This window comes from Streptomyces hundungensis (assembly GCF_003627815.1).
GTDB lineage: Bacteria > Actinomycetota > Actinomycetes > Streptomycetales > Streptomycetaceae > Streptomyces > Streptomyces hundungensis_A.
Genome location: NZ_CP032698.1, coordinates 2,275,979 through 2,294,046, shown reverse-complemented (window position 1 = coordinate 2,294,046; position 18,068 = coordinate 2,275,979). Strand labels below are relative to the sequence as shown.

Here is an 18,068-nt window from a genome sequence, read left to right as displayed (position 1 = left end):
AGACCTGTCAGGGGTGCGCTTCGGCTGCGCCCATGGCAACAGACAAACACCGTGCCTTGGGAACATTCAGGCACTTTTGGGCGTTTTTGCCCGCGTATGGGAGGCGGCAATGACAGAGACGGCGAGCGGCCCGGCACGAGGCTCCCGAGCCAAGGGATCCAAGGCCACCAAGGGTCTGCGCATCGAGCGCATCCACACCACCCCCGGCGTGCATCCGTACGACGAGGTGGCCTGGGAGCGCCGTGACGTCGTCATGACCAACTGGCGCGACGGCTCGGTCAACTTCGAGCAGCGTGGCGTCGAGTTCCCCGACTTCTGGTCGGTGAACGCGGTCAACATCGTCACCAGCAAGTACTTCCGCGGGGCCGTCGGCACCCCGCAGCGCGAGACCGGTCTCAAGCAGCTCATCGACCGGATCGTGAAGACCTACACGAAGGCCGGCGAGGAGTACGGGTACTTCGCCTCGCCCGCCGACGCCGAGATCTTCGAGCACGAGCTGGCGTACGCCCTCCTGCACCAGATCTTCAGCTTCAACTCGCCGGTGTGGTTCAACGTCGGCACGCCCCAGCCGCAGCAGGTCTCGGCCTGCTTCATCCTGTCCGTCGACGACTCCATGGAGTCGATCCTCGACTGGTACAAGGAAGAGGGCATGATCTTCAAGGGCGGCTCCGGCGCCGGCCTGAACCTCTCCCGCATCCGCTCCTCCAAGGAGCTGCTCTCCTCCGGCGGCAACGCCTCGGGCCCCGTCTCCTTCATGCGCGGCGCCGATGCGTCGGCCGGAACCATCAAGTCCGGTGGCGCGACCCGCCGCGCGGCCAAGATGGTCATCCTCGACGTCGACCACCCCGACATCGAGAACTTCATCGAGACCAAGGTGAAGGAAGAGGAGAAGATCCGCGCACTGCGCGACGCGGGCTTCGACATGGACCTGGGCGGCGACGACATCACGTCCGTCCAGTACCAGAACGCCAACAACTCGGTCCGCGTGAACGACGCGTTCATGACGGCGGTCGAGCAGGGCGGCAAGTTCGGCCTGACGTCCCGCATGACGGGCGACGTCATCGAGGAGGTCGACGCCAAGTCCCTCTTCCGCAAGATGGCCGAGGCGGCCTGGGCCTGCGCCGACCCCGGCATCCAGTACGACGACACCATCAACCACTGGCACACCTGCCCGGAGTCCGGCCGCATCAACGGCTCGAACCCGTGCAGCGAGTACATGCACCTGGACAACACGTCCTGCAACCTCGCGTCCCTCAACCTGATGAAGTTCCTCAAGGACGACGGCAAGGGCCACCAGTCCTTCGAGGTCGAGCGCTTCGCCAAGGTCGTCGAGCTGGTCATCACGGCGATGGACATCTCCATCTGCTTCGCGGACTTCCCGACGCAGAAGATCGGCGAGAACACCCGCGCCTACCGCCAGCTCGGCATCGGCTACGCCAACCTCGGCGCCCTGCTGATGGCCACGGGTCACGCCTACGACTCCGACGGCGGCCGCGCGCTCGCCGGTGCCATCACCTCCCTGATGACCGGCACGTCCTACAAGCGCTCCGCCGAGCTCGCCGCGGTCGTCGGCCCGTACGACGGCTACGCCCGCAACGCCGAGCCGCACCAGCGCGTCATGAAGCAGCACGCCGACGCCAACGCCGTCGCCGTCCACGTGGACGACCTGGACAACCCGATCTGGGCCGCCGCCACGGAGGCCTGGCAGGACGTGATCCGGCTCGGCGCGAAGAACGGTTTCCGCAACGCGCAGGCCTCGGTCATCGCGCCCACCGGAACCATCGGTCTCGCCATGTCGTGCGACACCACCGGCCTGGAGCCCGACCTCGCCCTGGTCAAGTTCAAGAAGCTGGTCGGCGGCGGCTCGATGCAGATCGTCAACGGCACCGTGCCGCAGGCGCTGCGCCGCCTCGGCTACCAGGAGGAGGCGATCGAGGCGATCGTCGCCCACATCGCCGAGAACGGGAACGTCATCGACGCCCCGGGCCTGAAGACCGAGCACTACGAGGTCTTCGACTGCGCCATGGGCGAGCGCTCCATCTCCGCGATGGGCCACGTCCGCATGATGGCGGCCATCCAGCCGTGGATCTCCGGCGCCCTGTCCAAGACGGTCAACCTGCCGGAGACGGCGACCGTCGAGGACGTCGAAGAGGTCTACTTCGAGGCGTGGAAGATGGGCGTCAAGGCGCTCGCCATCTACCGCGACAACTGCAAGGTCGGCCAGCCCCTCTCCGCCAAGACCAAGGAGAAGGAGAAGGAGGCGGTCACCGCCAAGGCCGAGGACACCATCCGCACCGCGGTCGAGAAGGTCATCGAGTACCGCCCGGTCCGCAAGCGCCTCCCCAAGGGCCGCCCGGGGATCACCACCTCCTTCACGGTCGGTGGCGCCGAGGGCTACATGACGGCCAACTCCTACCCGGACGACGGCCTCGGCGAGGTCTTCCTGAAGATGTCCAAGCAGGGCTCCACCCTCGCGGGCATGATGGACGCCTTCTCCATCGCCGTCTCCGTCGGCCTCCAATACGGCGTGCCGCTGGAGACCTACGTCTCGAAGTTCACCAACATGCGCTTCGAGCCGGCCGGCATGACGGACGACCCGGACGTGCGGATGGCGCAGTCGATCGTCGACTACATCTTCCGTCGCCTGGCGCTTGACTTCCTGCCGTTCGAGACGCGCTCCGCGCTCGGCATCCACTCCGCCGAGGAGCGCCAGCGTCACCTGGACACCGGTTCGTACGAGCCGACCCTGGAGGACGACGAGCTGGACGTCGAGAGCCTGGCCCAGTCCGCCCCGCGCCAGACGGAGCCCCTGAAGGCCGTGGCGGCCCCCAAGGCCGTCGAGGTGCCGGCCCCCAAGGTCGCGCACAACTCGGCCGAGCTCGTCGAGATGCAGCTCGGCGTCAGTGCGGACGCGCCGCTCTGCTTCTCGTGCGGCACCAAGATGCAGCGGGCCGGCTCCTGCTACATCTGCGAGGGCTGCGGCTCGACCAGCGGTTGCAGCTGACACCCGGCGCGCGGGTTTAGCCACGCGCGGGTTTGAACAAGCGACAACGCACTGAGGGGACCGGCACGCGCCGGTCCCCTCAGTCGTGCCTATGGCCCTCGTGCCTACGGCCGCATGCGTACGGCCCCTCCTGCGTACGGTGCGATCAGGCGTCGGCCGCGCCCATGGAGGCGATGAACGCGTCCGGGGCCAGGTCGAATCCGCGGACCTCGTCGAGGAACTCCCAGGCGCCCGACGGGCCACGGACGAACTCGGCGACCGTCGCCGCCCTGGCGTCCGCCACCGCGGCGAAGTCGTGGTTCGACAGTTCGGTGTACCCCTCGCGGACCCGCACGCCGGGGGCTGCCACCTCGCCGAAGGTGAGCCCCGCGCCCTGCTGCTGGATGACCACCCCCACCACCACGCGCCCGTAGTCCGTGGACATCCGGCCGAGCTCCAGCCTCATCACCTCGTCGTACCCGAGGCCCTGGCCGGTCCGGCTGTCTCGGTCGAGCGAGATGGTGCCGTCCGGGGAGCGGCGGTCGAAGTACACCCCGTAGGCGGGCGGGCCGCCGGGGGCGGCCGCCGAGTAGACCCCGGCGACGATGTCCAGGTCGTGGGCGGCGGAGCCGAGGGGGCTGGGATCCCACCGCAGCGCCACCTCGACCGTGCCGAGCCCTTTGCCGATACCGCTCATTGCCAAGTCCTCCCCACATCCGTCTCCCCGCGTCCGCCTCCATGCTGTCACGGTCCCAACGAGCGCCGGATGCCCATGAGTTGGCCCCGCGCCCCGTACGATGGCGCGGTGCTGGTCAAGTGGATTCGCTGCACCGTGGTGGACCGCCGCGGTTTCGAGCGGGGGCAGCGGAAATGGGCGGGGTTACTGGGCGAGCCCGGTTTCCGGGGGCAGGGCGGCGGCTGGAGTCGGAGCCGGCCAGAAGTGGCCCATGTCTTCGGCTTCTGGGAGAGCCGGGCGTTCTACGACTCCTTCATGGCGCGGGCGCACGACGGCCTCGCCGGCGCCCAGTCCGGCACGTACAAGGACATGGAGGTCAAGCTCTTCGACCACCGCTTCGAGGTGAAGACCGGTTTCGAGCCGCGCTTCACCGACGCGGACGTGGTGCGCGTGGCGCACTGCACGGTGCACCAGGAGCGCGTCGAGCACTTCGCGCTGATGCAGCAGAGGATCTGGAACCCGGCGATGGCGGGCTCTCCCGGCATGCTGCGCGGCGTGTTCGCCGAGGCGCCCGGCCATGAGTTCCTGGTGCTCTCCATGTGGCGGTCGTCCGCCGAACGCGGCAAGTACCGGGCCGACCGCCTGAAGCGGCTCTCCCTGCTCGCCCAGACCGAGACCGACATCGCGGCCCTCAACGGCGACGTCGTCCAGCTCGACGCGGCCTGGACGGTCTGATCCCCAGGGCCGTCCCGGCCGCGATGTTCCGGGGAGGCTACGCCGGACGGGGCCGGACAAGTGCTCGATCGTGGCGCGGGCGATCTAGGGTTTGGGCATGGCACGACCACGGCGCATCGTCCTCGTCCGGCATGGCGAGTCGCAGGGCAATGCCGACGACACCGTGTACGAGCGTGAGCCCGACCATGCGCTGGGGCTCACCGAGACGGGCCTGCGCCAGGCCGAGGCGACCGGGGAGCGGCTGCGCGAGACGTTCCAGGACGAGCGGGTCAGCGTCTACGTCTCGCCCTACCGCAGGACGCACCAGACGTTCCAGGCCTTCGGCCTCGACCCCGCGCGGGTACGGATCCGCGAGGAGCCACGGCTGCGCGAGCAGGACTGGGGAAACTGGCAGGACCGGGACGACGTCAAACTCCAGAAGGCCTACCGGGACGCGTACGGGCACTTCTTCTACCGCTTCGCCCAGGGCGAGTCGGGGGCCGACGTCTACGACCGGGTAGGGGCGTTCCTGGAGAGCCTGTACCGGAGTTTCGAGGCGCCCGACCACCCGCCCAATGTGCTCCTGGTGACGCACGGGCTCACCATGAGGCTGTTCTGCATGCGCTGGTTCCACTGGAGCGTGGCCGACTTCGAGTCGCTGTCCAATCCGGGGAACGCCGAGACCAGGACGCTGCTGCTCGGTGCGGACGGGCGGTACGCGCTCGACCGGCCGTTTCAGCGGTGGCGTGCCCCCGAGCCGTACGGGATCACCGGATAGAGTGGCCGTGAGATGACCGCTGACTCCACCACCGAATCACTCGACACGCGCTGCGTACGCGCCCTGGGCAGCCTGCGCGGCCTGTCCGTCGGAGACGCGCTGGGCTCCCAGTTCTTCGTCCCCGTCAACTACCCCCTCCTCAAGCGCCGGGACCTGCCCGAGGGCCCCTGGCAGTGGACCGACGACACCGAGATGGCCTGCTCGGTCCTGGCCGTGCTCGCCTCCCACCACCGGATCGACCAGGACGCGCTCGCGCTGTCCTTCGCCCACCACCACGACTTCGACCGGGGCTACGGCCCCGCGGTCAACCGGATGCTGCGCCTGGTCAGGGAGGGCGCGGACTGGCGGGAGCTGGCCTCCGCGCTCTTCAACGGCCAGGGCTCCTGGGGCAATGGCTCGGCCATGCGGATCGCCCCGCTCGGCGCCTGGTACGCGGACGACCCCGAGCAGGCCACCCACCAGGCCGAGATCTCCTCGTACACCACCCACCAGCACCGCGAGGCCGTCGTGGGCGCCATGGCCGTGGCGGCGGCCGCCGCCCTGGTCGCCGCGCCCGCGGGTCCCCCGTCGCCGGGCGACCTGCTCGACAAGGTGATCGCGCTGGTGCCGCGCAGCGCGGTGGGCGCCGGGCTGCGGCGGGCGCGGGACATGCTCGACTACGACGACGCGGCGACCGTGGCCGCGGTGCTCGGGTCCGGGCGGCGCACCAGCGCGCACGACACGGTGCCGTTCGCCCTGTGGTCGGCGGCGCGCGGGCTCGGCGACTACGAGCGCGCGTTCTGGACCACCGCGCAGGTCGGCGGCGACGTCGACACGACCTGCGCGATCGTCGGCGGAGTGATCGCCTCCGCCCCGGCGGGAGCGCCCCCCGCCGACTGGCTGGAGCGCACCGAGGAGCTGCCGGACTGGGTGCCGACGAGCGCGGCACGCTGACCCGCCCGTGGCCGCCCCCGCTGCGTCCGCGTAACGCCAACGAGCCGCCTCCCCGGTCAGGGGGGCGGCTCCTTGGGTGCGGGCGCCTACAGGCCCGCTCCGGTGGGCGCGCCGCCCAGCGCCTCCAGGTCGCTCCTGCGGACCTGGATGACGAACACGGCGGTCAGGATCGCCAGCGCGACCAGCGCGACGGCGGCGATGAACGCGACCCCGATGCCGTGGGCGAGCACCTCGTCGCTCCAAGGGGCGGGCAGCTGACGGGTGTTGAGGAACGCCGCCTTCTGCTCGGGCGAGGCATGGGCCATGAAGTCCTTCACCTGGGTGGTGGCCTCGTGGCGGCTCGCGGTGCCGAACACGGTCGTCAGGATGGACAGGCCGAGCGCGCCGCCGACCTGCTGGGTGGTGTTCAACAGGCCCGAGGCGGCGCCGGATTCCTTGTCGGCGACGCCGGAGACGGCGGTCAGGGTCAGGGTGACGAAGTTGAGCCCCATGCCGAAGCCGAACAGCAGCATCGGCCCCAGGATCCCGCCGGCGTAGGAGCTGTCCGGGTCGATCTGGGTCAGCCAGGCCATGCCGAGACCGGTGAGCAGGGTGCCGGTCACCATGAAGGGCTTGGGGCCGAGCCTCGGCAGCAGGTTGGAGGAGAGGCCGGCGCCCGTGACGATCGCGACCGTCACCGGAAGGAAGGCCAGACCCGCCTTGATCGGGCTGTAGTGCAGCACGTTCTGCACGAACAGGACGATGAAGAAGAACATGCCGAACATTCCGGCCGCCAGGCTGAGCATCATCACGTACGTGCCCGAACGGTTGCGGTCGGCGAACATCCGCAGCGGAGTGATCGGCTGGGCCGAGCGCCGCTCCACCGCGACGAACCCGAACAGCAGTACCACGGCCGCCGCGAACGAGCCCAGCGTGAGCGAGTCGCTCCAGCCGTCCGACGAGGCCCGGATGAACCCGTAGACCAGCGCCGCCATGCCCAGGGTGGACGTCAGTGCGCCGGCGATGTCGAAGCGGCCTGGATGGCGCTCCGACTCCCTGATGTAGCGGGGTGCGAGAAACGCGATGAAGACGCCGATCGGTACGTTGACGAACAGCACCCAGCGCCAGTCCAGCCAGTCGGTCAGCATGCCGCCCGCGAGCAGCCCGATGGCGCCGCCGCCGGCCGATACGGCGGCGAACACGCCGAAGGCCCGGTTGCGTTCCGGGCCTTCGGGAAACGTCGTCGCGATCAGCGCGAGGGAGGTCGGTGAGGCTATGGCGCCGCCGATGCCCTGCACGGCGCGCGCGGCGAGCAACTGCCAGGGCTCCTGGGCGAATCCGCCGAGCAGCGAGGCGAGCGTGAAAGCGAGGATGCCGGTGATGAACATGCGGCGCCGGCCGAGCAGATCGCCGGCCCGGCCGCCGAGCAGCAGCAGCCCGCCGAAGGTGAGCGCATAGGCGTTGATGACCCAGGTGAGGTCATTGGTGGAGAAGCCGAGCGCGGTCTGGATGTGCGGCAGCGCGATGTTGACGATGGTGGCGTCGAGCACGACCATCAACTGGCACGCCGCGATGACGGTCAGGGCTATGCCGGGCCGCGCCGAACGGCCCGCGGGTCCCGGCCGGGCCTTCGTGGGCGGGGCCGCGCCGATCTGGTTGGACGTCACTGGATTTCCCCCTAGAACTGTAGTGAACGTCTCCGTTCACTAACGACCGACGATAGTGAGTCGCCGGGATCGAACACAAGGCTTTTCCTTGCGAGTTGGGGACGCGTCGGCCCGGGTGCGGGCCGGGGCGCCGGGCGGCGAAGGAGGTGGACGCCGTCTGGAACATCGGGGCGGCGCCGGGCCACCATGGGGGAATCCCACCCCGCACGCGTACGCTGCGCATCGAGTCCCCGGCGGTGGGACACCCGTCCCCAACAGGGGATATCCGTCCCCGCGGAGAGTCCCCAACGGAGAGAACACGATGGCTACTTCGCGCTGGGCCGCCACCACCGCGCCCCCCGTCTCGCTGCGCCGCCGAGGCCCCGTCCTGGAGCGGGCGATCCTCGACGCCACCCTGGAGCAGCTGAACACGGTCGGCTGGGGCGGCCTCACCATGGAGGGGGTCGCCGCGGGCGCGGGGACCGGCAAGGCCGCCGTCTACCGCCGCTGGCCGTCCAAGGCCGAGCTGGTCGCGGACGCGCTGCGCTCCGGCTTCGCCGCCCTCGACGACGCCCCGGACCACGGCTCGGTGCGCGAGGACCTCTACCAGCTGTGCCTGCGCATCCGGGACACGATGTACTCCCGCTCCGGTCACGCACTGCGTTCGGTCCTGTACGAGTGTGATCAAACGGCCGCCGACCGGTTCCAGGAACTGATCCTGCACCGTGTGATCGAGCCCGCCAACCGGCTCCTGCGCGAGGTGGTGCGGCGCGGCATCGAGCGGGGCGACGTGCGCCCCGACGCCACCGGGGAACTCGTCTTCGACGTGATCCCGGGGCTGATGATGTACCGCTCCAAGCTGTGCGGCAGCGCCTGGGACGAGGAGGACATCGCCGCGATGATCGACCAGGTCATGGTGCCGCTGCTGCGCCCCCGCGCCGGCTGACCACGCGCCGGACGCCCGGGATGGCGGGGGTGGGGGAGACCTGGGTGTCGCGGGCCGCGCCCGGCGGCGTAACCTTGCAGGCGCCATGCCGTACGAACCACCCACCCACAGCGTCGAGCGCTCGATTCGCGCCACCACCGGGGCCAAGATCGTCGCCGGTGTCGACGAAGTCGGACGCGGGGCGTGGGCCGGTCCCGTCACGGTCTGCGCGGCCGTCACCGGACTGCGCCGCCCGCCCACCGGGCTCACCGACTCCAAGCTGATCAGCCCCAAGCGCCGCACCGAGCTCGCCGCGGTCCTGGAGGGCTGGGTCACCGCCTACGCGCTCGGCCACTCCTCGCCCGAGGAGATCGACGAGCTCGGCATGACCGCGGCCCTGCGGCTCGCCGCCGTACGCGCCCTGGAGGCGCTGCCGGTGCGTCCCGACGCGGTGATCCTCGACGGGAAGCACGACTACCTCGGGATTCCCTGGCAGGTCCGTACGGTGATCAAGGGCGACCAGTCCTGCATCGCGGTCTCGGCCGCCTCGGTGATCGCCAAGGTGCGCCGCGACGCGATGATGGCCGAACTGGCGGGCGTCCAGGGGGAGTACGCGGGGTTCGGCTTCGCCGAGAACGCCGGCTATCCCTCGCCCGTGCACAAGGCGGCGCTGGAGGACCAGGGGCCCACCCCCTACCACCGGCTCTCCTGGGCGTATCTGGACGCGATGCCGCGCTGGCGCCATCTGAAGAAGACGCGGCTCTCCGCGGAGGCGGCCGCACTCGAAAGCGGGGGACAGCTCGGCTTCGACTTCTGATCCCGGGGGGAACGGGTTCCGTTGGTTCCCGCTCCGTTCCCCGCACGGTGCGGCCACGTTTCCGGAGCCTTCCGGTCCGCTTGACGGACCGGCGAAAGTCCGGGGTCGCGTCCTGAAATCCCTGGACTTTCCCGCCCAGTTGCGGGGAGACTCCGCCCCGATCGCACCTTTGTGCCCACCCGCCGGTGAGGCTTTCACCGGCATTTGATAGACATCCTTCATGCCTCTCATCCCCGAGGAGCCTCAGATTCACGAGAGTGCCCAGGGTCCCCGCGTCACCCCGGCCGCCGGCCGCACCGCGCAGACCCCTCATCCCGTACCCGGTCCGCGTTCCGCGGCCACACCGCGGCCCGGACGTCCGGTCCCCGGCCCGGCCCGGCCCACGCCTCCCGCGCAGCGCTCGCACGGTGGCGCCGCGCCGACCCCGGCGCCGCGGCCGCCGAGCCCGGCCGGCCCCCAGATCCAGCTCGTCCCGGCCCCGGCCGACGGCGCGCTCGACGCCGCCGGCGAGGCGGTGGACCTGCTGCTCGACACGGGTCGCGCGCCCGGCGACATCCTGGTCCTCACCACCGGGGACCCGCACCCCTGGGCCGCCCACGAGCTGTCCTTCGGCGAAGACGCCTACTGGGCCCAGCACGACGCCCGCGACGACGTCTTCTACGCCACCGCGTCCGCCGCGGAGCGGGCCTCGGCCCGCCCCGTGGTCGTCGTCGCCCTCAACCCGGCCACCGCGGCGGGCGCCAACGGCACGGACGGCACCGGCGACCCGGCCGCCCGCGCACTGCCGCTCGCCCTGGCCCGCGCGCAGGCACTGCTCATCGTGTGCGGCGACCCGCAGCGGATCAACGCGGCCCTCGGCGCGGGAGTCTGAGCGACGGGGGCGGGCCGAGCCGGGGTGCTACCGGGCCGCTCGTCCGGCCGGTCGGGCCGGGTCGGTCCTCGGGCCGGTCGGCCCGGCACGGCCCAACTCCCGGCCGGGCGGGGGCGGTTCAGCGCGCGGCCGTGCGCCACGACATGTCCGCCGCCCCGGTGGCGCGGCGCAACGGCAGCGGCTGGGCCAGCTCGTGCGCGGCGTCGGCGAGGCAGTCGGCCCCCGCGATCGAGCTGGGCCGGCGGCCGCCCCGTCCTTCACCGAGCACCTGCCAACCGCCGCGCGTGAGCGTGATGTACGCCCCGCAACGCAGCCCGTGCAGGGTGCAGGCGTCACGCAGAGCCCACATCCAGGCGCCGTCCTCCGGCGTCCAACGCTCGTCTCCCTCACGGCAGTAGAGCAGCACGCCGGTACGCACCGGTGTCCTGCGGCGCAGGTCGTGCGGGATGATCCGGCGCAGCTGCGCGAGCAGCGCGTTGCGGAACTCCCAGCCGTCGGCCGGCGCCGGGCGCCGGGTGAACGACGCGCTGGCCGTGAGGCGTTCGTCGTGGTCGAGGACCGCGACGACGGCGGTCGACGGGGCGGGCCGGTGTCGCGCGTGCAGCCCGCTGACGACCTCGCGGGGATTGCGCAGCAGGGGAATGCCGGCCGCGGCCCACTCGGCGGGCTCCAGGACCCGCCCGAAGCGGTTCGAGGAGTCGGCCGGTATCGGGGTGGGCAGCGCTGCCGGGGTCGTGGACGGAGCGAATCGGAACGTCATGGTCCTCCCTTCCGGATACACGCTCGTAGGGCGGCAGGGACGGCTGGGCGGCACCACGGCAGGCCTTGCGGGGGGCCACAGGGTCGCCGCGTGGGTGCGGTTTCCCCATGCTCGCCGTCGCCGGTCGGGGCGGCAACGAGCACTTTGCGCCGTCGGCCCGAAGTGACGGGTGGGGCACTCATATCCCTGCCCCGCCGCGCCCCCGATCACCCCTGCTCTCCCGCCGGAACGCCGGGCAACAGGGGGGCCGCGCCTTGGGTTTGGCGCGGCGAGGCTCCGCCGACCTCGGGGCGGTACGGCGACCCCCTGCCCGAAGGGTGCGAGGAACGGGCGCGTGGAGGAGCGGGAGGACCCTCGCTCGGCCTCAGGCGGCGAGGTGGTTCACGCCTGCACGGCGAGGACCAGCGGAAACACCCCCTTGGCTCCGGCGCGGCGCAGCAGCCTCGCCGCGACGGCCAGCGTCCAGCCCGTGTCGGAGGCGTCGTCCACCAGCAGCACCGGCCCCTGGGCCTCGGCCAGCGCGGAGGCGAGGGCCTCGGGGACCACGAAGGCGTGGTGCAGCGCGCGGACCCGCTGCGCGCTGTTGGACTGCGCGATCCGCTCACCCGCCGGGCCGTCGGCGTAGGCGAGGGAGCCGAGCAGCGGCATCCGGCCGATCTCCGCGATGCGTGCGCCGAGCGAGGCGACGAGCGCGGGCCGGGTACGGGAGGGGACCGTCACGACACCGACCGGCCGGGGCGGCGCGTCCGGGCTGCCGCAGGCCCAGCCGCCCGAGCCCTTCGCCCAGTCGGTGAGGACGCTCACCGCCGCCTGCACCACGTCGTCGGGCACCGGGCCGTCCGGGGCCCCCGGCGCCAGCATCGGACGCAGTCGATTGCCCCAGCCGATGTCCGAAAGGCGGCCCAACGCCCTTCCCGGGAAAGCCAGTTCACCAGCCGGGATGCGTCCCTTCAGGTCGATGCCGATCGCGGCGAGCCCGGTGGGCCACATCTTGCGGGGCTCCACCTCCACACCGGGCCGGGTGAGCTCGCCGCGCGCCTCGTCCAGCGCCTTGCCGGACACATCGGCGGTGAAACGGGCGCCCGCGCAGTTGTCGCAGCGCCCGCACGGCGCTGCCTGCTCGTCGTCGAGCTGGCGGCGCAGGAACTCCATCCGGCACCCCGTCGTCGAGGCGTACTCCCGCATCGCCTGCTGCTCGGCGGAACGCTGCCGGGCCACCCACGCGTACCGCTCGGTGTCGTACACCCACGGCTGGCCCGTGGTCGTCCAGCCGCCCTTGACCCGGCGCACCGCGCCGTCCACGTCCAGCACCTTGAGCATCGTCTCCAGGCGGATGCGGCGCAGCTCCACCAGAGGCTCCAGGGCCGGCAGCGACATGGGCCGTTCGCTGTGCGCCAGCACGTCGAGGGTGCGCCGGACCTGCTCCTCCGGAGGGAAGGCCACCGACGCGAAGTACTTCCAGATCGCCTCGTCCTCGCGGCCCGGAAGGAGCAGCACCTCCGCATGCGCCACGCCACGGCCCGCACGGCCGACCTGCTGGTAGTAGGCGATCGGGGAGGAGGGCGAGCCCAGGTGGGCCACGAAGCCGAGGTCCGGCTTGTCGAAGCCCATGCCGAGCGCCGAGGTGGCGACCAGCGCCTTGACCCGGTTGGCCAGCAGATCGTCCTCGGCCTGCTGGCGGTCCGCGTTCTCCGTCTTGCCCGTGTACGAGGCGACGGTGTGCCCGCGCCGGCGCAGATACGTGGTGATCTCCTCGGCCGCGGCGACCGTCAGCGTGTAGATGATCCCCGAGCCCGGCAGCTCGTCGAGGTGATCGGCGAGCCAGCCCAGGCGGTGGGCCGCGTCCGGCAGCGACAGCACGTTGAGACTGAGGCTCTCGCGGTCCAGGGGGCCGCGAAGCACCAGCGCGTCCGAGCCGCCGCCGGTGCCGAGCTGCTCGGCCACGTCCGCCGTCACCCGGGCGTTCGCGGTGGCGGTCGTCGCCAACACCGGGACACCCGGCGGGAGTTCGACCAGCATGGTGCGCAGCCGGCGGTAGTCGGGGCGGAAGTCATGGCCCCAGTCGGAGATGCAGTGCGCCTCGTCCACCACGAGCAGACCGGTGGCCGCCGACAGCTTCGGCAGGACGTTGTCCCGGAAGTCCGGATTGTTCAGGCGCTCCGGCGACACGAGAAGGACGTCCACGGAGCCCGCCGCGACCTCCTCCTGGATGGTGTCCCACTCCTCGGGATTGGCCGAGTTGATCGTCCGGGCGCTGATGCCCGCCCGGGCCGCGGCCTCGACCTGGTTGCGCATCAGGGCGAGCAGCGGCGAGACGATCACCGTGGGGCCCGCGCCCATGCCGCGCAGCAGGGCGGTCGCCACGAAGTACACCGCGGACTTGCCCCACCCCGTGCGCTGCACGACGAGCGCCCGCCGCTTGTCGGCGACCAGCGCCTCGATGGCCCGCCACTGGTCCTCGCGCAGCCGCGCCGTGCCGGTGGCGTCCCCGACGAGGCGGGCGAGGACCGTGTCGGCCGCCGTGCGCAGTTCCGCGTTGCTCGTGTGCTCCATGCCCCCATACAACAGGACGGGTCCGACAATCGCGGAACGAGCCGTTCCCGACGGCTGTCTCCGCACGACCTGTACGACCCGGGTGACCTGTACGCCCCGTGTGAGCTGTGCGGGCCGCACGACCCGCGGGACCCGCACGACCCGGCGGCGGGCCGGTCGGCACTTGTATGACCAGCGTCTTCGCCCTGTGGACAAGGTTATCCACAGGGGTGGTGGGAAGTCGGGGCTCACGAAACCCTCGGATCATGCGAGACACCAACGAACACCACGAATCCGGCTCCTACGACTCCCACGCCCGCGGGTCCGGCGCCCACAGGGCCCACGAGGCCGCATCCCGCACAACCGCGTCCCACGGCTCGCCGGCCGAGCCCCGGATCACCTTGCGCGGCCCGGCCGAACTGGCCGACGCACTGCCGTATCTGCTGGGCTTCCACCCCACCGACTCCGTCGTGCTGGTCGCCCTGCACGGCGAGAGCGGCAGGTTCGGCGGCCGCGTCAGGGTGGGCCTGCCCGCCTCGCCCCAGGAGTGGCCCGACATCGCCGACCAGCTCGCCGACTGCCTGGTGACGGGAAGCCAACGACGTGGTCCCCGGCCGGACGGGATCGTCGTCTTCCTCTGCCAGGACCCGTCGCTGGACGGCACCGGGCGCGAGGTGATGGAGCGGCTGCGCCCGCTGGCCCAACGGCTCCGCATCGCGTGCGGCGTCCTCGACGTACCCGTACGCGAAGCACTGTGCATTTCCGACGGGCGGTACTGGTCGTACTGCTGCCCCGACAGTCGCTGCTGCCCGCCCGAGGGCAGCGCGCTCGCCCTGCCGGGCACCTCCGTGATGGCGGCCGCGGCGACCTACGCGGGGGTCCAAGTCCGGGGCTCCCTGCGGGAGATGGAGGAGCGGTTCGCGCCGTGGCGGTCCCCGGCGGCGACCGACCAGGAGCGAGCCCTGGACGCGGCGGCCGCGGAGATGTTCCCCCGCATCCTCGAAAGGGGCGATCGGCGCAGCGTCGCCGACGAGACGCTGGACCTGGCGGCCCGGCTCATGCGCCGCATCGCGGACGCCCCGCCGCCGGCGCCCGGTGCGGGCTCCCTCTCGCCGCCCGGCCGAGGCGCGGGCACCCTGCTCCTGGGCAAAAACGCGTCGGACGACCTGGACGACAGCCTCATCGCCCACGACGAGGCGGCGGCGGTGATCCTCGGCCTCCAGGACCGTACGACCCGCGACTGGGCCGCGGAATGGATGGAGGGGTCGGACGCGGGGCCCGCCCTGCGCCTGTGGCGAGCGCTGGCCCGCCGGTGCGTCGGAGGGTACGCGGACCATGCCGCCGCGCTGCTCACCCTGGCGGGCTGGGTCTCCTGGTCGACGGGCGACGAACCCCACGCCCGGGTGGCCTTCAACCTGGCCCTGCGGGCCGACCCGGACTACCGCTTCGCCCAACTCCTCCACCAGGCCTGCAACCAGGGCCTCGACCCGGAAGAGCTGCGCATCTGCCTACGGGAGGAACGTGCGGCGCGGCTCGCGGCACCGGACGCGGCGATGCCCGAGGTCCTGCGATCGACGGCCCCCGAGGGCTCCCTCCGTTCTGAGGGGCCTCTCGAAGGGGAGGCCCCCGCGACCCCGGCCTCCGAGGGCGCCGCGGCCTCCCCGGCACCCCCGCCGCCAGTCGCTTCCCGGGCGTCCCGCCCCAAGCCGCCCCGCAAGGCCACCCCGTCGCACGCGAAGAGGAGCCCCAACTCGCCCAGGCGGCAAGGTGGTTCGGCCCGCACGGGGCGGACCCACCCCGAGTCGACTCGCCTTGAATCGACCCGCCCCGAAACCGGCCGCCCCGTACCCGCTCGGCCCGGTGTGGACGGCTCCGGCGGCCCTGACGGCCCTGACGGCCCTGACCGCCTCGGCGGTGGTTCCGAGCCGCAGTCCGAGCCGCAGTCCGAGCCGCAGTCCGAGCCGCAGTCCGAGCCGCAGTCCGAGCCGCAGTCCGGGCCGCGGAAGGCGCGTGACCGGGTGCGCCGCCGGGGTGGGGTGAGGGTGGACGGGGCGAGCAGGGTGAACGGGGAGGAGTGATGGCGCGGGTGTGGGTGACCCGGCCACGGAGCGCGGCATCCGAGGTGGGCGCTCGGGGGCGCGGAAGGGGGAGGGGAAGGGGCGCGGGGCGCGGGGGATACGGCCGGTCGGCTCCGATGAGGGGACCGGCGGGGCGACCTGTCCGTGACCCGGCCGAGGCCCGCGGCGTTCACATGGGTGGCGGGGCGGTCCCGGGCACCGCGTCGCACGGCCGGCGGCAGCCGCGCCCGGACCGCCGCCGTCGTCGCAGCCCGGGCCGCGCAGAAGGGTACGCAATGGCACCCACCGCATCGTCCCGCCCCGGGGTCGGGAGCACGCCCGGGCCGGTCCCGCCGAGGCCCGTCGGGTCGCTCGGCGAACTCCCGGCCGTGCACGCGGCCGTGATCTGCGTGGCCCTGCCCGGCCTCGCGGTGTCGCCGGAACACGGACAGCTCACCGGGCACGGTCTCGAAGGCTTCTACCAGCACGGCCGACGGCTGCTCTCCCGCTGCCAGTTGAGGGTGGCGGGGCGGGACCCGATCGCCGTGCAGGGCAGGTCGATATCGGCCGACCGCGCCCGGTTCCTGGCCGTGGTGCGCACGCCGGCGGACAGCGGGCCCGACCCCGAGATCTCCGTCGAACGTCTCCGTCAGGCGGACGGCATCGAACGGATCACCCTGACCAGTGCCTCGCCCCGGGTGCTGAGGCTCCCGGTGGAGATCGCGCTCGGTACCGACCTGGCCGACCTCGGCGCGGTCGCATCCGGCCGTGCCGGACCCGAACTGCCCGCCAGCGTCCACGACTCGGGAATGCGCTGGAGTTCGGGCGGTGCGTACTGCGCCGTGACGGCCACACCCGCGCCGACCGACGCGCTGGCCTCCGCCGGAGTGCTGCGCTGGGCCGTCGAGCTGCCGCCGGGTGGCTCGTGCACGATCCAGCTGACCATCAGGACCGGCCGGCCCGTGCGACCGCCCGGCCAGGGGGTGAGCCCGCTGCCCACCACCGGGGAGACCAGGGCGGAGAGCGACGACCCACGGGTCGCGGGCCTGCTGCACCGCAGCATCGACGATCTGCGGGCCCTGCTGATCCGCGACCCGGCCCACCCGGCCGACCTGTACGCGGCGGCCGGTGTCCCCTGGCGGTGCGGGGCGGCGCCCGCCGAGGCGCTCTGGGCGGCGCGGATGGCGCTGCCCCTGTCCACGCGCCTCGCGGCGGCCACCCTGCGCGCCCTCGCCCGAAGTCAACTGGCCGTACCAGGGCCGGAGTTGGGGCTCATTCCGGGTCCGTTCAGGGACGCCGGGCCCTATCTGCCGCCCGGGTGCACGGGGGTGGAGGCCACCCTCGCCTTTCCGGTGGTGCTCGCGGAGGCGCGGCGCTGGGGGCTGCCCGAAGCGGAGGTGGCCGAGCTGCTGCCCGCGGCCGAGCGGTGTCTGGCCTGGCTGGCCACCGCCCTGCGCGACGGTGACGACGGCTACCTCGCCGAGCGGGGTCCCGGCGCCGCCGGACTCGTCCGGGCGGAGACCCAGGCCCATGTCCATCGGGCCGCGCTGCTCGGCGCGGAACTGCTCGGTGAGTGCGACCGTCCCGGCGCGGACACCTGGCGCGCACGGGCCGCGGCGCTCAGAGAGCGGTTCCGGGCGGACTTCTGGCTGGACGACCTCGGCGGCGGCCGGCCCGCCGCGGCCCGTACCGCCGACGGGCGACCCGTGCCCCTGCTCGGGGCGGGCGCCGCCCACCTGCTGGACACGGGTCTGCTCGGCGGCGGCCGCCTCGCCCCCGGCCTCCTGGACAAGGTGCAGACCGAGCAACTGGCCCGGCTGCTAGGCGGCCCGGCCATGGACTCCGGCTGGGGGCTGCGCGGGCTGGCCGTCAAGGAGCCCGGGTACAACCCGTTCGGGCACCGGGCCGGCGCGGTGCGGGTCCACGAGAGCGCCGTCGCCGTCGCGGGCCTGGCCGCCGCCGGGTACGAGAAGGAGGCCGTCGCTCTGCTGCGGGGAGTCCTGGCCGCCTCGGAAGCGTTCGGTCACCGGCTGCCCGAGATGTACGCGGGGGAGCAGCGCACCGCGGACGGCGTGCCCGTGCCCCATCCGGCCGCCTGTCGCCCGGCGGCGGTGGCGGCCGCGGCCGGCGTCCACCTGCTGACCGCCCTGGCCGGGATCCGCCCGGACGCCCCGGCCCGGACCGTCGCGCTCGACCCGATGCGGTCGGCCCCGCTCGGCGCCGTACGGCTCGCGGGGCTGAGCGTCGCGGGGGAGCCGTTCACCGTACGGATCAGCAGGCTCGGGGTCGCCATGGTCGAGGAGGCCGCCCCGTGGCTCCAGTTGGGAGGCTGAGCGCGACGGGTGACCCGCGAGGTACGCCGGGAGAAGAAGTGCCGGACGATGTCGAAGAGAGTGT

At 72.6% G+C, this 18,068-nt stretch carries 13 protein-coding genes; 9 read left to right on the top strand and 4 right to left on the bottom strand.

The genetic code is table 11. The features are described from left to right. Positions 1-109 precede the first annotated feature (109 nt). The gene (locus DWB77_RS10150; RefSeq protein ID WP_120720941.1) at positions 110-3,004 is read left to right on the top strand and encodes a vitamin B12-dependent ribonucleotide reductase; all 2,895 of its coding nucleotides are present in this window, start codon (positions 110-112) and stop codon (positions 3,002-3,004) included. A gap of 145 nt (positions 3,005-3,149) precedes the next feature. Here the strand turns inward: DWB77_RS10150 and DWB77_RS10145 are convergent, their stop codons facing one another. Further along, positions 3,150-3,680: a TerD family protein gene (locus tag DWB77_RS10145; protein ID WP_120720940.1), complete on the bottom strand. Its 531-nt coding sequence runs from the start codon at positions 3,678-3,680 to the stop codon at positions 3,150-3,152. Between the two features lie 108 nt (positions 3,681-3,788). Between DWB77_RS10145 and DWB77_RS10140 the strand changes: the two genes are divergently transcribed. The 3 genes from DWB77_RS10140 (at position 3,789) to DWB77_RS10130 (ending at position 6,084) form a co-directional block, all read left to right on the top strand. Then, complete coding sequence (locus DWB77_RS10140) at positions 3,789-4,394, top strand: YdbC family protein (protein ID WP_120727615.1); 606 nt, start codon at positions 3,789-3,791, stop codon at positions 4,392-4,394. Positions 4,395-4,491: 97 nt separating this feature from the next. Further along, positions 4,492-5,151, top strand: coding sequence for a histidine phosphatase family protein (locus tag DWB77_RS10135; RefSeq protein WP_120720939.1), 660 nt, complete (start codon positions 4,492-4,494; stop codon positions 5,149-5,151). A 12-nt stretch (positions 5,152-5,163) separates the two neighbouring features. Beyond that, complete coding sequence (locus DWB77_RS10130; RefSeq protein WP_120720938.1) at positions 5,164-6,084, top strand: ADP-ribosylglycohydrolase family protein; 921 nt, start codon at positions 5,164-5,166, stop codon at positions 6,082-6,084. An 86-nt stretch (positions 6,085-6,170) separates the two neighbouring features. Here the strand turns inward: DWB77_RS10130 and DWB77_RS10125 are convergent, their stop codons facing one another. Further along, on the bottom strand, positions 6,171-7,730 hold the full coding sequence (locus DWB77_RS10125; protein WP_120720937.1) for an MFS transporter: 1,560 nt from the start codon (positions 7,728-7,730) through the stop codon (positions 6,171-6,173). A 301-nt stretch (positions 7,731-8,031) separates the two neighbouring features. Between DWB77_RS10125 and DWB77_RS10120 the strand changes: the two genes are divergently transcribed. The 3 genes from DWB77_RS10120 (at position 8,032) to DWB77_RS10110 (ending at position 10,322) form a co-directional block, all read left to right on the top strand. Further along, on the top strand, positions 8,032-8,655 hold the full coding sequence (locus DWB77_RS10120) for a TetR-like C-terminal domain-containing protein (protein WP_120720936.1): 624 nt from the start codon (positions 8,032-8,034) through the stop codon (positions 8,653-8,655). 85 nt (positions 8,656-8,740) lie between these two features. Continuing rightward, entirely contained in the window at positions 8,741-9,451 is a 711-nt protein-coding gene (locus DWB77_RS10115; RefSeq protein WP_120720935.1) for a ribonuclease HII, read from the top strand. A 220-nt stretch (positions 9,452-9,671) separates the two neighbouring features. After that, positions 9,672-10,322 (top strand): hypothetical protein, encoded by a 651-nt coding sequence (locus DWB77_RS10110; protein ID WP_120720934.1) that lies wholly within the window; start codon positions 9,672-9,674, stop codon positions 10,320-10,322. 118 nt (positions 10,323-10,440) lie between these two features. Here DWB77_RS10110 and DWB77_RS10105 read toward each other — a convergent pair whose 3' ends face one another. Together DWB77_RS10105 and DWB77_RS10100 are read right to left on the bottom strand one after the other, a co-directional pair. Then, complete coding sequence (locus DWB77_RS10105) at positions 10,441-11,082, bottom strand: hypothetical protein (RefSeq protein WP_120720933.1); 642 nt, start codon at positions 11,080-11,082, stop codon at positions 10,441-10,443. A gap of 381 nt (positions 11,083-11,463) precedes the next feature. After that, the gene (locus DWB77_RS10100) at positions 11,464-13,635 is read right to left on the bottom strand and encodes a RecQ family ATP-dependent DNA helicase (protein WP_120720932.1); all 2,172 of its coding nucleotides are present in this window, start codon (positions 13,633-13,635) and stop codon (positions 11,464-11,466) included. 245 nt (positions 13,636-13,880) lie between these two features. Between DWB77_RS10100 and DWB77_RS10095 the strand changes: the two genes are divergently transcribed. Further along, positions 13,881-15,692 carry a DUF4192 domain-containing protein gene (locus tag DWB77_RS10095; RefSeq protein ID WP_120720931.1) on the top strand — a complete coding sequence of 604 codons (1,812 nt, stop codon included), beginning with the start codon at positions 13,881-13,883 and terminating at the stop codon, positions 15,690-15,692. A gap of 275 nt (positions 15,693-15,967) precedes the next feature. Then, positions 15,968-18,004, top strand: a complete 2,037-nt coding sequence (locus tag DWB77_RS10090; RefSeq protein WP_246033486.1) for a glycogen debranching N-terminal domain-containing protein — start codon at positions 15,968-15,970, stop codon at positions 18,002-18,004. The last annotated feature ends 64 nt before the right edge of the window (positions 18,005-18,068 follow it).

What these genes read in the sequence shown, in the direction of transcription:
- DWB77_RS10150 (WP_120720941.1), top strand. Translation starts at nt 110, where the DNA reads ATGACAGAGACGGCGAGCGGCCCGGCACGAGGCTCCCGAGCCAAGGGA.
- DWB77_RS10145 (WP_120720940.1), bottom strand. Translation starts at nt 3,680, where the DNA reads ATGAGCGGTATCGGCAAAGGGCTCGGCACGGTCGAGGTGGCGCTGCGG.
- DWB77_RS10135 (WP_120720939.1), top strand. Translation starts at nt 4,492, where the DNA reads ATGGCACGACCACGGCGCATCGTCCTCGTCCGGCATGGCGAGTCGCAG.
- DWB77_RS10130 (WP_120720938.1), top strand. Translation starts at nt 5,164, where the DNA reads ATGACCGCTGACTCCACCACCGAATCACTCGACACGCGCTGCGTACGC.
- DWB77_RS10120 (WP_120720936.1), top strand. Translation starts at nt 8,032, where the DNA reads ATGGCTACTTCGCGCTGGGCCGCCACCACCGCGCCCCCCGTCTCGCTG.
- DWB77_RS10115 (WP_120720935.1), top strand. Translation starts at nt 8,741, where the DNA reads ATGCCGTACGAACCACCCACCCACAGCGTCGAGCGCTCGATTCGCGCC.
- DWB77_RS10110 (WP_120720934.1), top strand. Translation starts at nt 9,672, where the DNA reads ATGCCTCTCATCCCCGAGGAGCCTCAGATTCACGAGAGTGCCCAGGGT.
- DWB77_RS10105 (WP_120720933.1), bottom strand. Translation starts at nt 11,082, where the DNA reads ATGACGTTCCGATTCGCTCCGTCCACGACCCCGGCAGCGCTGCCCACC.
- DWB77_RS10100 (WP_120720932.1), bottom strand. Translation starts at nt 13,635, where the DNA reads ATGGAGCACACGAGCAACGCGGAACTGCGCACGGCGGCCGACACGGTC.
- DWB77_RS10095 (WP_120720931.1), top strand. Translation starts at nt 13,881, where the DNA reads ATGCGAGACACCAACGAACACCACGAATCCGGCTCCTACGACTCCCAC.
- DWB77_RS10090 (WP_246033486.1), top strand. Translation starts at nt 15,968, where the DNA reads ATGGCACCCACCGCATCGTCCCGCCCCGGGGTCGGGAGCACGCCCGGG.